The organism is Lysinibacillus sp. 2017 (assembly GCF_003073375.1).
Lineage (GTDB): Bacteria > Bacillota > Bacilli > Bacillales_A > Planococcaceae > Solibacillus.
On record NZ_CP029002.1, the window covers coordinates 3,285,002 to 3,300,225 of the forward strand.

Annotated in this window: 12 protein-coding genes and 2 pseudogenes; 4 read left to right on the plus strand and 10 right to left on the minus strand. The window is 34.1% G+C overall.

The genetic code is table 11. From position 1 onward, the window contains the following. Nucleotides 1-67 precede the first annotated feature (67 nt). A complete protein-coding gene (locus DCE79_RS16120) occupies nucleotides 68-268 on the plus strand; it encodes a cold-shock protein (protein WP_108712406.1) in 201 nt (66 codons plus the stop codon). Between the two features lie 299 nt (nucleotides 269-567). Here the strand turns inward: DCE79_RS16120 and DCE79_RS16125 are convergent, their stop codons facing one another. The 4 genes from DCE79_RS16125 to DCE79_RS16140 all read right to left on the minus strand — a co-directional run bounded on the left by DCE79_RS16125 (nucleotide 568) and on the right by DCE79_RS16140 (nucleotide 4,824). Further along, on the minus strand, nucleotides 568-1,419 hold the full coding sequence (locus DCE79_RS16125) for a DegV family protein (RefSeq protein WP_108713995.1): 852 nt from the start codon (nucleotides 1,417-1,419) through the stop codon (nucleotides 568-570). 194 nt (nucleotides 1,420-1,613) lie between these two features. Further along, a complete protein-coding gene (locus DCE79_RS16130; RefSeq protein WP_108713996.1) occupies nucleotides 1,614-2,729 on the minus strand; it encodes a TolB-like translocation protein in 1,116 nt (371 codons plus the stop codon). A gap of 156 nt (nucleotides 2,730-2,885) precedes the next feature. Then, nucleotides 2,886-3,791 (minus strand): NAD(P)/FAD-dependent oxidoreductase, encoded by a 906-nt coding sequence (locus tag DCE79_RS16135; protein ID WP_108713997.1) that lies wholly within the window; start codon nucleotides 3,789-3,791, stop codon nucleotides 2,886-2,888. A gap of 229 nt (nucleotides 3,792-4,020) precedes the next feature. Next, complete coding sequence (locus tag DCE79_RS16140; RefSeq protein ID WP_108713998.1) at nucleotides 4,021-4,824, minus strand: VanW family protein; 804 nt, start codon at nucleotides 4,822-4,824, stop codon at nucleotides 4,021-4,023. Between the two features lie 217 nt (nucleotides 4,825-5,041). Between DCE79_RS16140 and DCE79_RS16145 the strand changes: the two genes are divergently transcribed. From DCE79_RS16145 to DCE79_RS16155, 3 genes are read left to right on the plus strand one after another with little or no spacing between them, the layout of a single operon-like run. After that, nucleotides 5,042-6,550: a spore germination protein gene (locus tag DCE79_RS16145; protein WP_108713999.1), complete on the plus strand. Its 1,509-nt coding sequence runs from the start codon at nucleotides 5,042-5,044 to the stop codon at nucleotides 6,548-6,550. Continuing rightward, nucleotides 6,547-7,650: a GerAB/ArcD/ProY family transporter gene (locus DCE79_RS16150; protein WP_108714000.1), complete on the plus strand. Its 1,104-nt coding sequence runs from the start codon at nucleotides 6,547-6,549 to the stop codon at nucleotides 7,648-7,650. The genes DCE79_RS16145 and DCE79_RS16150 overlap by 4 nt, the downstream gene beginning before the upstream one ends. After that, entirely contained in the window at nucleotides 7,643-8,911 is a 1,269-nt protein-coding gene (locus tag DCE79_RS16155; RefSeq protein WP_108714001.1) for a Ger(x)C family spore germination protein, read from the plus strand. Before DCE79_RS16150 ends, DCE79_RS16155 begins: the two co-directional genes overlap by 8 nt. A gap of 302 nt (nucleotides 8,912-9,213) precedes the next feature. Here the strand turns inward: DCE79_RS16155 and DCE79_RS16160 are convergent. The 6 genes and pseudogenes from DCE79_RS16160 to DCE79_RS18795 form a co-directional block, all read right to left on the minus strand. Then, nucleotides 9,214-9,390 (minus strand): annotated as a pseudogene (locus DCE79_RS16160) (cytochrome P450); the annotation flags it as partial. Nucleotides 9,391-9,516: 126 nt separating this feature from the next. Beyond that, the gene (locus DCE79_RS16165; protein ID WP_108714519.1) at nucleotides 9,517-11,853 is read right to left on the minus strand and encodes an ABC transporter permease; all 2,337 of its coding nucleotides are present in this window, start codon (nucleotides 11,851-11,853) and stop codon (nucleotides 9,517-9,519) included. Nucleotides 11,854-11,863: 10 nt separating this feature from the next. Then, entirely contained in the window at nucleotides 11,864-12,625 is a 762-nt protein-coding gene (locus DCE79_RS16170; protein ID WP_108714002.1) for an ABC transporter ATP-binding protein, read from the minus strand. Nucleotides 12,626-12,763: 138 nt separating this feature from the next. Beyond that, nucleotides 12,764-14,032 (minus strand): HAMP domain-containing sensor histidine kinase, encoded by a 1,269-nt coding sequence (locus DCE79_RS16175; RefSeq protein ID WP_108714003.1) that lies wholly within the window; start codon nucleotides 14,030-14,032, stop codon nucleotides 12,764-12,766. Next, nucleotides 14,029-14,718, minus strand: a complete 690-nt coding sequence (locus tag DCE79_RS16180) for a response regulator transcription factor (RefSeq protein ID WP_108714004.1) — start codon at nucleotides 14,716-14,718, stop codon at nucleotides 14,029-14,031. The genes DCE79_RS16175 and DCE79_RS16180 overlap by 4 nt, the downstream gene beginning before the upstream one ends. 158 nt (nucleotides 14,719-14,876) lie before the next feature. Beyond that, nucleotides 14,877-15,014: pseudogene (locus tag DCE79_RS18795) on the minus strand (cytochrome P450); the annotation flags it as partial. Nucleotides 15,015-15,224: the final 210 nt, after the last annotated feature.

The window sequence follows — 15,224 nt, forward strand, 5'->3', positions numbered from 1 at the left end:
TAATATGTGAATCTTTTCTTTATAGGAAATGTGATCTTATTAAATACGAATAACGGAGGTCATTTAAATGACACAAGGTACAGTAAAATGGTTTAACGCAGAAAAAGGTTTTGGTTTTATCGAAGTTGAAGGCGGAAACGACGTATTCGCTCACTTCTCAGCAATCCAAGGCGACGGTTTCAAATCTTTAGACGAAGGTCAAAAAGTTGAATTCGAAGTTGAAGATGGTCAACGTGGCCCACAAGCTACAAACATCGTAAAACTTTAATTTTAATGATGTAACCATAAAAAGAGGCATCCTTTCATTAGGATGCCTCTTTTTTTCATGGGATTTTATAATTGAACGGCACCAGGCGCCAAAACAATACAGATAATTAACTCCAATTCAAAATCAGCATTAGTTGCTACTTCTAATTCCTAATAACTCTACATTATTCACAAATAAAAAGCCGTGCCGCAAAATCTGACCACAATCAGATTTAACGACACGGCTATTTTTCATAGATTAAACTAATTTATCCAAGTGACCTGTATTTAGATAACAAAGATACTTTTTCAAAATCATTTCTATCGTTCTATTCCCGAAATCCCAAAACATCCAGGTCCAGCATGGGTAGAAATCGTTGGACCCCCTTGTATCCACTCTACCTTTTCAAAGCCTTTATCCTTTGCGATTTTCTCCATATTTCTTTTTATAGTTTCATTAAGTCCGATAGAATAGATTAAATTTAGCTGTTTTCTATCAATATCATATTGGTTTAAGTAATCTTGCATAAGTTTTTCCGCGACATATCTCATATTCCCATGATATTTTTTAGTTGGAACGAGCTTTCCTTCTTTTAATTCGATGCATGGCTTTATTTTTAAAAGCGTCCCGCCAATAAAAGCAACGTTACTCACCCGTCCGCCCGCTCTTAAAAACTCTAAACTATTGGGAATGAAAGAAAACCTTGTTTTAGACGCAATGAATTCTATTTTTTCAATCAGCTGAACATGGTCAATAGAAGGATCTTCTTCAAGTAATTTAGCCGCATACATCACAATTGTAGCCAATCCACCTGTAACATTTAGCGTATCCACTAGGAATAGATTTTCGAAATCTTGCGCTGCAATTAACGCACTTTGAAAGGAACCCGAAGATCTTGACGTATATCCCAAGTGAATAATAATGCTATCAGGAAATTTATTCCTAATCCCTGTAAATAAACTATGATATTCATGTGCATTCGTAGATGTTGTAGATGGGATTTTTTTAGTATGATTATAATAATCAAAAACTTCCTCTACAGAAAGCTCGCTCTCTAAATAATCTTTTCCATCCATGATGACATGCATCGGTATGATTTGAATTTGATACTTTTCAATAAAGTCTTTTGGTAAGTCGGCTACACTTTCTGTAGATAAAACAATCTTGCTCATTGTACATCCCTTTCAACTAATGCAGTCATTACTGCTTACATATATATTTTAAGTCATTCTAAATATACACCATAAACGGGAAATACATGTTGTAGTATTTACAAAAAATTATTTTTCTAAGTGAAATCTCCCTATTAAAATAGACAACTCTTGTATAAGGATTTTTTCTCTAACAGAAGCATCTAGTTTTCCTTCTATTTTATATATATGATACTGCTGTTATAGTTTCTTTCATTCAGTTCTGAAACGACAATTTTTTTACCTGAAGGGCTCCATCTGATTTCGCCATACACTGTACCTTTAATGACTTGCATGGATTTACCAGTCGAGACATCATATAGGTATAGTCCACTACTATCTCCACCATTTATATTAGAAATTAGTTGAAATGCAATCATTTGCTGATTGGGAGACCATGAAGCTCCAGTCACTTCAGAACCTTCAGCAATTGTACTTTGTATTGTTCCATCGGCATCAGCAATTATTAGCCTTTTCGTAGACCCTGTTACTTGATTAACCAGTATTTGCTTTCCATCCGGCGAGATTGTGATTCCATTCACATTTTCTAATTGCAGATTCTTTTTTTCTTTGGTCATCGGATCCAGCATATACACCTGATAGGATGGGCTATCTGTAGTTATATAATAGATTTTTCCCTGGATTTTATGAACTGTGAACAATTGTTCTTCCTGAAGCTCATCAATTTGAGTTAGATTACCTACCGTGTCAGCCATATATGCTCCACCACTATAGGAAACACCAATTACATATTGTTCATCAGTCCACTCAGCTGTATAAGCGATACCAATACTATCCTCCGGCACAGAAGATTGCTCCTCGTCCTCTAAACTCATCAGATAATAAGCTACATCCCCCATAGCGTATTCATAATATAATAGATGTTTTTTATCTGTAGACAAAGTCGCTCCACCAAGAAATGCTCCTTTTTGGGCTTTTATCTTTTTAAATTCTTTGGTGCCCAAGTTGTACACATAAATGCTCCTAGGGTAGTACTCAGTATTCTCGAAAAGCGTCATTTTTTCAAGTCCTTCGTTTTCCTTTGCAAGGACAACGGTCTGTTCATCGATCCAGTCGGTAATTTCCATGCCCTCATATGTTTCAATTTTTTCGATGGAAATAAAGTCTAAGTCGGCTTCGGTGCTTTCGTTTTCACTATCAATAATGTCATCACCTGGCTTTTCAATCTCTGTACTAATTTCTTCCCGCAACATACTGCAAGCAGAAAGAGACAATAAGACTAATAAGAACATAACAATTTTACAGATCCCAACTTTTTTTATTTGAATCACTCCCTTGTCTTTTACCTTATGTAAAAAAATCTAATATCTCTTACTACTAATTAATTAATTTTACTTGGGTCAAACTGAACCCCGAATAACGGACACTTAAAAAGAGTGGACCTATTCGGGGTTTTTGTGTAAAAGGCAAAAAGGATTATTAAGGAATCAAAAACGTTCCATAGTTAGATCAGTATTTACGGAAACTGCAGCTTTATTGCCCTTGGCAGCTGAAATCATTAATGAGGTGGGTTTGGACTTTTCAGTTTCTCCCGCAATATATATATTTTTTTGGGTTGATCTACCAACACCATCTGTTATAACCTTTCCATTTCCATGAACTTTACAGCCAAGCTTCTCAGCAAATTGATTAGGGCGGTAATAGGATGGCGCAACAAATCCACCTGATCTTGAGATGGTTTCTCCTGTTACAAACTCAATTTTTTGTAGATATCCGTCATTACCTATTAAATTTTTTATCGGCTCTGATATAATTCTGATGCTGCGTTTTTGTAACTCTGTAACGCCTTCTTTAGATAGTTCAAGTCCATTTGTTAGGACAACTAAATCCTGCGACCAGGTATAAATCAATTTAGCCAGATGCAATACATGCTCTTCTTTTTCTGCAATAACAACTAATGGCTTATCCCTTTGCTCCCAGCCATCGCAATACGGGCAGCTAAATAGACTTTTTCCATAAAAATTTCTAATACTTGGTATAGAAAACACCTCTCGAATACCGGTAGCTAATATAATCTTTTCTGCAACAAATTCCTGACCATTAGCTGTTTTGATAATAAATTTATCATTACTTATATCCTTATTTATTTCCGTAATTGTTGTATTAAAATATGATATGGATGGATAATTCTCCAACTCTTTTAACCCTATTTCTTTAAACTCTTGTGGTTTTATCCCATCTCGAGTAATAAAACCATGTGACTCTTGCGTTACTCTATTCCTATTCGTTCCATCGTCAAATAACGCAATATTTCTCCTTGCCCTCCCTAAAGTTAAACTGGCACTTAACCCAGATGGGCCTCCACCTATAACGATGCAATCAAAAACATCCATTTTTACCTACCCCTTGATTTGGCTTTTATTTTGTTATTTTGGAAAAGAAGTTTATAAATAAACCCTTTATGCTCCATCTTATTTATTTTGAACCAAAAGCCTTGGAGTATCCGCTATACAGATTGCATCACTTATACTAAAAAAAGCTAAGATCATTTGAGAATAAATAAGCTAGTCAAATTAAAAAGACCACTTTATCGTAAAATGGTCCTTTTTCATATCCAATTATTCAGTTTAATTCCTCCGGTATAGGATACTTCACTTCTGAAAAGTTTTTAATTAGCAGCTCTTCTTTTATCATTTGCCCCGTTTTTTTATCGATAGTCTTTCTCCAAATCCCATTCTGGCGATAGTTTTTCCCATTCTGTTTTAAAAATTGATGTTGTCTTTCCTCAATATGATAGGAGTAGGGCATTTCTTCATTGGAGAATATGGCACCTTTCAAATGTTTATCAGTTACCCAAACTTTTATTTGAAAAGATCTAGAGGTCGGATTATAAAATCGTAAATCTATGTAATTGTAAAAAACACTCGCACCACTACCAAATGGAAGAGTTCGTCCCGAGTCAGGAAATGGGTCAAAACTATGATGATGCCTTTCCGTAACAACAAGGGATGTGTGCAGCGTCATCCAATATAGTAAATTCGCTAACTGACAAATTCCACCGCCAATTCCCGTCTTCACTTCTCCCATTGAGAGCTGCATGCCCTCAATATAGCCTCTTACTTCAGTAGTTTTACCCACCAGTTGCCAAAAAGAAAAGGTTTCACCAGGTTTAATAATTACTCCGTCCATTTCACTCGCAGCAGTCTTTAAATTTATTATCTTATTTTCTTGTAATTTAGGGTCGCTATTTCCCAATTTTCTTCTTAACAATGATTGGTGCTTTTTACAAGTATAAGAGAATGTTGTTGATAATTCTTTATGCGTTGCAAACCGTTTTCTTTCCTGTAAATTTGCTAAAAATCGAAAAAGTCTTTTCTGTTGAATTCGTGCGCGGTAGAAGATTGGATGAAGTTCAGATAATCTCAATTATTTTCCTCCCTCACTTGAAAAACAAAGAAATGGAGCGTGTACTTATCATTATTCAACGCTTCTCTTTATTAGTACAACTCATTCGTCAAAAATACCTTTAGATCCTGGAACTATAAAACCAAATACTTTTATTTTACTTTCCAATTAGTGTATTAATTTCATACTGTTGAGAGAAAATAATAAAGAGGTCAGTATTTGAACAGGAGTTAAAAAAATGAGTAATCTTTCAAATGAACAAAGCAATCTTGAGAACAGTTTGGAGATTAATGTAGAAATCATAAAAAAAATACTTGGAAACCCCGCAGATTTAATTATTCGAGAAAGTAGTATTGGAATTATTGAAAATAAATTTGTCATGATTTATTTAAAGGGAATTGTAAATGAGGACCAAGTAAATAACAATATCTTAAGAATCCTTGAGTTGAACAAAAAAGAACCTAAAACTTCCATGTTTGATACGGTTTACGAAGAAATGATTGCACTGACCGAAATTAAAAAATCGAAAAATATTAATCAGATTATTAAAGCCTTATTAGAGGGCGATACGGCTGTTCTATTAAATGAATGCAACCAAGCGATACTGTTAGGGACAAGTGGTGGCGAATTTCGTTCGATCGAGGAACCACAGTCTGAATCTGTAATACGTGGCTCTAGATCAGGCTTTGTCGAGAGCTTAAAATTTAATCTTGCACTTATACGACGAGAAGTTAAGGATCCAAATCTTCGCATTAATACAATGAAAATTGGGAAACAATCTAATCAAAATATTGCTATTTGCCATATTGAAGGACGAGCTAAACCCGAAATTGTAGATGAGGTCGTTCGCCGATTAAAAACCATGGAGATTGATTTTGCCCCGGATTCTGGATTTATTGAACAATGGATTGAAGATAGTAATTTATCGCCCTTTCCACAAATACTTGATACAGAGAGGCCTGACAGAGTCGCCTATAATTTAACGAAAGGGAAAATTTGCATTATCGTAGAAGGTTCACCTTTTGCTCTCCTCATGCCAATCACTATTGGGGATTCCCTTAAATCAATTGAAGATTATAATCAACGATGGTTAATAAGTACGTTACTACGTCTTTTGCGCTTTGTTTCTTTCTATATGACACTTTTTTTACCAGCACTTTATGTAGCACTCGTATCCTATCACCCGGAATTAATTCCGACACAGCTTTTATTTACAATTGCTTCCTCAAGAGAGAGTGTGCCTTTTCCTTCCTTAATCGAAGCATTGATAATCGCGTTATTTTATGAAATATTGCAGGAAGCTGGAACAAGATTACCTAGTAAGATTGGTCAGACTATTGGGATTGTGGGTGGTATTGTTATTGGTGAAATTGCCGTACAAGCTGGTATTGTAACCCCTTTAATGGTAATTGCCATTTCTCTAACAGCAATTTCAGCATTTACACTTCCAAATTACAGTCTATCCATAGGGCTTAGAGTCATACGTTTTGGCGCTATTTTTGCCGCTACGATGCTTGGATTGTATGGAATTATCCTTGTCTTTATAATGATTCACATTCACTTGGCAAATTTAAAAAGTATCGGAATCCCTTATTCAGCACCTTTTGCACCCAATTACTTATGGGATTTAAAAAATGTGATCATCCGCGCTCCCATTACTACACTTGTAAAGCGTCAGCCTCAACCATTTTTAGAACCTGACGAGGATAAAGAACAAAAGAATAATGGAGGAAAGGGTAAGCCATGACACTTTATAAAGAAGCTGAATTTATTAACGATAAAGACATTATGTTTGCCGTGGCCTCAAATATTATTAGTGTTACCATTTTATTTTTGCCACGTTATATTGCCGAAAATACAGTATCAGCGGATGGATGGCTTACCATTTTATTTGGTGGACTTATTGCCATTGTTTTTGGGTGGCTACTTGCAAAAATTGCAAGTTCCTTTCCAAATCAATCATTTCTTTCCTTTGCATCTTATTTAGTTTCAAAACCAGTTGCCATTATTTTGAGCATTCTCTTTATCGCACAATATATCGCCATTTCTGCCTTTCAAATTAGAGAAATCGCAACATTATCCCATGAATATTTATTTGATCGTACACCGATTGAAGTTGTTTGTTTAGCGTTTATTCTCGTAGTCGTTTATGCTGTTAGCGGTTCTCGTGCCGCTATTTTTCGTCTTAATATTCTTTTTTTTCCCTTTGTTATCGGTGGGTTATTATTACTGATCTTCTTTCCTCTTGGAGCAATGAAACTTGAAAATTTACTGCCTATCTTTGAGTCAGATTTAAAAGGGATTGTTCAAGGAACGACATCTAGTTTACATGCCTTTTTAGGTTTTGGTATTGTATTATTTTATATTTCGCTCGTAAAAAAACCTCAGCAGACACCTAAGATGACTATGTTAGGAATTTTATGGCCATTTTTCTTTTATATCATTATTTTTATTGTGTGCATCGGTGTTTTTGGGAATGCAGTTACAAATAATCTCTACTATCCGGTATTTGAGTTATCAAAAACAGTATCAAATCCTGGAAACTTTATTGAGCGCTTTGATTCAATTTTATTTATTATTTGGACGCTCATTGTATTTACAACCAGCTTAATGGCCTTTGATATTGCTGTACTGCTACTAAATTTAATTTTTAAAAATGCTAATAAAATGACAATTATTTTTATCTTGTCTCCTGTTATCACCTTTTTAGCTATGTTGCCGACAAATTATATTGCAGTCAATCAAATAGCAAAATATATGGCATACATACAGATAGGCTTTTTAGTTTTTGTTATATTTCTTCTTGGAATTATGTTATTAGTCAAGGGTGTGAAGACGAATGATTAAAAATATAGGATTTATTATTCTTTTATTAAGTCCGCTACTTCTTGCTGCTTGTTGGGATAAAATTGAGGTTGAAGAAAGAGGGTTTGTATCCGGTATTGCAATCGATATGGCAGATAGTTCTAGCAAGATGGATATTGATGAACGCGCTCAACCGCAAATAGTAGGCGAAACGCGATTACAACAAGACGAAAAAATAATTAATCAACACCTTAATGAAGATTATGGTCAAGATAAAAATAGTAAGTTTCAATTAACACAGCAACTTATTGTGCCCTCTGGCTTAGTGCAGGGTCAAAATAGTGGTAATTCAATGCCGGCCTTTCGAAATTTATCTCAAACTGGCAATACAATTATTGAAATGAATCGAGATATGATTAAACAAGCAGGGCGAATCACAAATGTGACGCATTTAAATGTTGTCCTATTTTCTGAGGCAGTAGCAACAGAAGAGGGTTTATTTGAGGATTTAATGGATATTTTCCTTCGTGAAAAGGATATGTTACGTAGTGTAAAAGTTGCGATTACAAAAGATCATGCGGGGGATTACCTATACGTTCTCCCTGAAAACGAGAAAATCCCTGGTATGTATATTTCCAAGCTATTAGAAAACAAGTCGAATTTGGAAATAGCTCAACCACTAATAGTTGGCGATATACAAGCTTTACTTCTATCCAAAAAAAGTTTTGCCATTCCTATATTAAATATCGTAAATACATCAACCATCAATTATACCGGTCTTTCAATTTATAACGGGAAGAAAAACAAGGTCGTTGGTATGTTAACTAGTGATGACGCTAAAGGAGTTAATTTCATCAATTCTAAAGATCAAACGGGTACGTTGAATATTAAATTTAATAATCATGATATTACGTTTGAAATATTAAAAGTTAAAAGTAAAATTTCACTAAAAAATAAGGATAAAAATCATTTAAAATTCCATATTACAATTAATGTTGAAGCAGGCATTGCAGAGCAATATGGTTCCCTTGATATCATGAACGAGTCTCACTATAAAGAGTTAAAAAAAGCATTGGAAAAACAGATTACTCAAATGACTACAAATACGGTTTCTATTTTGCAAAACGATGTGCAAACAGATTTACTTGGGATAAATACACATCTTTATAAATACCATTATCCTTTATGGTCAAAAGTCAAAGATGATTGGGAAGACGGTCAAGCTTATTTTTCAAAGAGTGATGTGAATATTGATGTCAATGTAACAATCGAAAAGCCTGGAAATATTCTTAAATCGCATTAAGGGAGGTATTTATATATGTGGAATATTTTAATCGACCACCTTACTAATGTAACAATGGTGATATGTACAGTTTTATCGTTTGTCATTCCATTTACTGTTTATAAAATCAATAAAATTTCCCATAAGAATACGAATCCCCCATGGAAAAGAAATAATTTGGATTGATGAATTGTGCATACGAAAGCTTTTTGGCCATACTGAAAAAGTCGATTGCTCCTCAATCGACTTTTGGCACTTTTCTATTAACAAGAATGCTAAATGAACCTACATTCTAAGCTTTACATTTTCAATTTCAATTTTGCTAGTTCAGCAGCCTCTTTACCTCCCATACAGATTGCTTTCTTTCCAAGTAATCGGGTTTCGAAAATATCAGAATTGAAACTGCTACGTTTATTCAAGATATACCTATATCCTTCTCTTATAAGGCTTAAACTATGGTCTATCCCTTCTTCTCGAGGCATTTCACCTGCATTTGACATAGAATCAACTCCATTTTTTTGAGCTAGTTCTATTATTTCTCATTCATTCCTTATTTATTCTAATGATTTGTACTAATGTCCCCTTTAGGTGCAAATGAACCTCATAATTGTCCCGTTCGAATCATTCTATTCTGTAATTAAACTGTAAGCAGTAATTTTCTTAATTTTTATGGATACGAGTATTGAGACAATGTAGGCTAAAAAAAGGATGCCTACACAAAGCATTAGAATAATTGGTAAATGAATGATAAATTCCAAACGTTTAACCCCTACACTTGAAAGTAATAAGGAAAGCATAGGATTAGTAAAAAATAGCCCTAATCCACCACCAATTCCAACGCCTGCAATGATTACAGGTAGAAAACTGATCGATATTTGATTCATCAGTTGGAACGTTGAATAGCCTATTGCTTTCATTACGCCAAATTCTTTTTTACGCTTTGTAATCATCGTTGTAACGACTAGATATAGAATTATTACAACGACCAGAACATTAATTGTCAAAACCATCAGCATCACTGCAAATATTGCAGTGATATAAATAATTGTTTGGCTTTCTATATTTTCATCGATATCTAATGTATCAACTATAAAACTTCCGTACTGTTCCTGAACATTCTTGATAAAGTCTTTGTTCGATATTCCATCTAAATATACATGAAGTGTAGTACCTTTATAATCTGATTGTAATTGATTCATACCTTCCATTGTTAATGAAGCCGTCTGTCCTAAATTACCAATTGATTGACTAAGGCCCGTCACTAGAAAACTAACTGTTTCAGTCCCATATTCTACATCAACCATATCCCCAATTCCTTTATCAATTTGATTGGATACAACCCAGGAGATGGATATTTCATTTTCATGTTTTGGCTGACGACCTTCGTATACGGTATCATTCTCCAAGTTGTTATAATTATCAGTAATATTAGTATATACGGTTTGGCCATCAATTTTTGTTGTAATAAGATCAAATATATTTACTTTTCTTACTTGATCCATTTTTTTTATTTGACTTAAAAGTTCCCTTGGCTCTACATCTGACTTAATAGATACCATCACATTTGACGGTTCCGCGCCGAATAAGTTAACAAATGCGGTTTTGTCTGATGCAATGTTATAGTAAAGCACCACTGAAAATACAGAAGCGAATGTTAAAGCGATCATAATTAAAAATATCATAATGTTCTGTTTTGCATTTGAGAGCATCGATTTAATACCAAGTAAGAAATGCAGTCCACCTCTCGTATTTTCCAATGGAAAGTAATTTTTTCTAAAACTGTGGGTGTGAATGCCGCCTCGAAGTGCCTCAACAGGTTGAACTTTTCGTATACGAAAGGCAGATACGAAAGTTACGATTACAACACATATTGTCACAAAGAAAATACTGATTAAGTTAACAATCATATCAAAGCTTTGAATCCATAATAATCCGGATAAAGATGAAATAATACCTCCAATCAAAGGCATCAGACAATATGACAATACAATCCCCACTACACTTGCACTAAAAGCAATCAAAGTAAACTGTAAGATAATGGATGAAAGAATTTGCCTACTTGTATAACCAATTGCTTTAAGTGTTCCTATATTCGTCATCCCGTCTTCAATACTATTTGATACACGGTACTTAATGACAATTAGTGATACAAGCACAATAATGGTTGCAAAAGCTACTAATATTATAGCCACGATGTTAACGGTTAACGTGTTTACATTTTTTACCATTTCAATGTCTAATCCCCAAATATATGAATTCTTTTCACTTACTGTTGATTGAGGAAACTCCTTAGTAAAATCACTTAGTAAATTTGTTGATTGTGTTTTGTCTTCCATCACTGCAGATATAATCAAACCTTTTGATACATTGTCAAGTTTCTCTGCTAATGCTAGGTAGGCAGTTTCTGGTAACATAAATTTTAAAATTCCAACACTAGTCGTACCCATCATTGTTGTTTCAAAGAACCCAGCAATTCGATAATCGTATTCCTTTTCTTGATAGTGAATAGTAAAGTTTTCACCTAACTTATAACCACCATTTGTTTTAAAACTATATGGAATAAAAATATCATTAGCACTCGAAGTATTTAGCTTTTCAATCAACTTCAACGCTCCGATACTACGATTATGATCTGCATTAAAAATAGTGGCATTACTAGCTAATTCACTATTGCCAAAATTAAATTTTGCAATGTTCATAATGATAATCTCTTCAGTTTCTGTCTCTGTTACTCCAGGATAATTCGCTATGAATTCTTCATAGTTCGAGTTATAACTTGCATATTCCATCATTGTTATTACATGAGGATCTTTTAATTGTTCTACTTTACTATCAAAAAATGCACTTACTTGAGTAATAACCATTAGACCTATATTCAGAAGTAGCGCAGCAACTAAAATAAATATAAATAAAGAAGCTGTTGCAGACTTACTTTTTCTAATATTAGCAAGAGCTAGATTCATGATTTTCACCTTACCACCCCATCTCTGCAAGGAAGGCCCTAAGCTTTTCATGACGCTCCATATTCTCTTTCTCCTCGTAAGCACCTAACTGCAAATCACCGTAAATAACTCCATCTCGCAAATATAAAATTCGATTTCCGCGCAGTGCAGTTTTAATATCATGTGTTACGATGACCATACTTTGCCCATGACGGTTTACATTTGTGAATACATCTAAAACACTATCACTAGATGCCGAGTTTAATGCACCGGTTGGTTCATCAGCAAATAGTATTCTCGGATTGTTAATTAATGCTCTAACAATCCCAACTCGTTGTGCCTCACCACCAGAAAGTTGTGTTGGAAATTTAGACCATGAGTTTTCATTGATTCCTACTCGTTTTAAGAGCTCTTTTACATTTTTAACAAGTTCACGTTTATCTTTATTTACTAAAAGACCACTTGCCAATACATTATCGAGTACACTCATATTGTCTAATAAATAAATTTGTTGAAATACAAAGCCACAATTCTTTCTTCTAAATATCGCCAGTTGATCATTGTTTAATTTCGATAAATTTTTCCCACCAAAATCGATTTCGCCTAATGTCGGTTTATCCATTCCGCTAATTGCATAAAGTAAAGTGGATTTCCCAGATCCCGAACTGCCCATTATGACTGTAAAATCTCCTTCCATTAAACTGATATCTAGATTTTTTAATACATGCTGTTGAATTCCATCGCTCGAAAAGGTTTTACATAACTTCTCGGTTTTAATAATTGTGTTCGTCATGTTTTTAGCACTCTCCTTATTAAGCTCATCATTGTATTTCCAACCAAAAGAAAAAAGACCGTAATGAAGATTACAGTCTTATCATACAAATGGAATCCTTATTAAATCTTTGTGCAATTCTTAACTAATTCTTAATTATTATGCATGCTTAATTTTCAAAACTACCGTAAAACCATTATCTCGAATGTAACAGCTAATTTGGCCGCCCATATTTTCCATAAAGTACTTCGATATATAGAGACCTAGGCCAGACCCATTCTTGCCTTCAACATTTTTCCCACGATAATATTTATTGAACAATAGGGGTAATTCTTCTGCACTAATTTTGGGTCCGTAGTCTATGATGTGAAGTTCAAGATATCCCTGATTAATTCGAGACTTAATCGTGATTTTTGTTCCTGCATATTTATATGAATTACTGATAATATTGTCTATTACCTGCTGCATACGTACGGGATCCATTAAAATAATACATTGTGGCATTGAATCATAGACGATTTGCTGATCAAAATTGACATTCTCAATCATATCAACAAGTACTTCGCTCGATTCTTCGGTTACCGCTAATTTTAACTGTTGCAGTTCTTCTAAAGTGGCGTGAAACATATCTGTTACAAGTAAGTTTATTTGCTCTGCTTTCGAATAAATCGTATTCACTTGTTTAATCACCTTATCGTCTTTTGCCTGCATAAGCATTAATTCGCTTACCGCTTTAATTGAAGCAACAGGCGTCTTAATATCATGACTTAATGTGGCAACAAGCTCTTTTTTACTACGGTTAGATTCATACTCTCTTTGACGTGCACGCCCCAGTTCTTCACGCAATAAGTCAAAACTCTCCGTAAACGCACCAAAGTAATTGTTCTTGTCCATATTTAAAGGGATCTCTAGATTGCCTCTAGCCACATTCACTGCAAAATATTGCAGTTGCTGGAACGGTTCCAATAACGTTTTATAAATAAACGTAATGTAAAGAATACTAATAATCATTAATAGACCAAAAATCAAACTTATAGATGTAACCAGTTCATTTTTCATTTGTTCTACTATTTCTTGTTCGTTATTACGAATAATTATTTTCCCTACAATCTCGTTATTTTGTTTCAGATCTATAACTGTGTCTCTATTTTTTATAGCATCGTATATATTGTTAAAATGATTGCCTGATGTTTGGTATATCAGGTTTCCCGAGTGATCTATAATAGAAAATGGTTGTTTTATGGCGCTGCTGTTGTGAAAAGTTTCTTCACTAATTTGCCCCCAATTTTTTTCGGCAGTCTTAACCACATCATTTATGGCCACAAGATCTACTTTTGAAATATTTTTATTACTAATTATGATTATTGAGAAAGTTATTCCTGCAGTAAAAAGAAACAAAATCATGACAATTAGTAATTTTATTCTCATTGGTTGGTATCCTCTAAAACATATCCCGTTCCCCATACAGTTTTTATAAATAGCGGGTTCTTTGGATTACGCTCAATTTTCTCCCGTAAATGACGGATATGTACATTTAGGGTCCCATCCCCTACAAAGGAATCTTTCCATACATTTTGAAACAATTCATCTTTTGTGATAATGCGATTTTTATTTTTTGCCAAATAATACAAAAGTTTATATTCCATCGTTTTTAGTTGAATATCTATACCATTTACTCGAACACGATGAAGATTCGTATCAATTTGAATCTGTCCAAATTCTAAAACTTCTTGTTGGTTGCTAGAATCGTTACCATATCTTTTGAGAACTGCTTTTACTTTCGCTAATAAAACACTTAATGTATATGGCTTTTGTATGTAATCATCGCCACCTATGTTAAGCGCAATTAGAACATCGTCATCGCTGGAACGAGCACTTACAAACAAGATTGGAATCTGCGTTATTTTACGCAACTTTTTACACAAGTCAAACCCCGATTCATTACCGAGATTGATGTCTAGTAGAATCAATGATGGTTCATGTTCCTCAAAAAAAAGCTCGCACTCCTCCGCACTTGTCACAAACGCCGTTTTGACTTCAAACATATTAAAATATTCACAAGTTGTTTCAGCTAAAGCAATTTCATCATCAACAATTAAACAATCTATTTTCATCGTAAATCTCCTGGAAAAAGACTTTCCTACTTGTTTAATAGGATATTTACATTATACATTAAATGGAATATTAAAGTATGAATTTTGGATATATTTAGAATAATGAAAGACTCAAGGTGACGCAGTTAATCGTGACGACATTATATTCCAGAAAGATTCTTTCCAAGTAATCGGGTTTCGAAAATGTCAGAATTGAAACTGCGACGTTTATTCAAGATATACCTATATCCTTCTCTTATAAGGCTTAAACTATGGTCTATCCCTTCTTCTCGAGGCATTTCACCTGCATTTGACATAGAATCAACTCCATTTTTTTGAGCTAGTTCTATTATTTCTCATTCATCCCTTATTTATTCTAATGATTTGTACTAATGTCCCCTTTAGGTGCAAATGAACCTCATAATTGTCTATATAACTGAAACCTTCCAATGCGCCGCCTTACTTATCGAACGACTTCATGAAACTTCAATAACGTATTTCAACTGCTGTAATTTTGGATTTTTGCT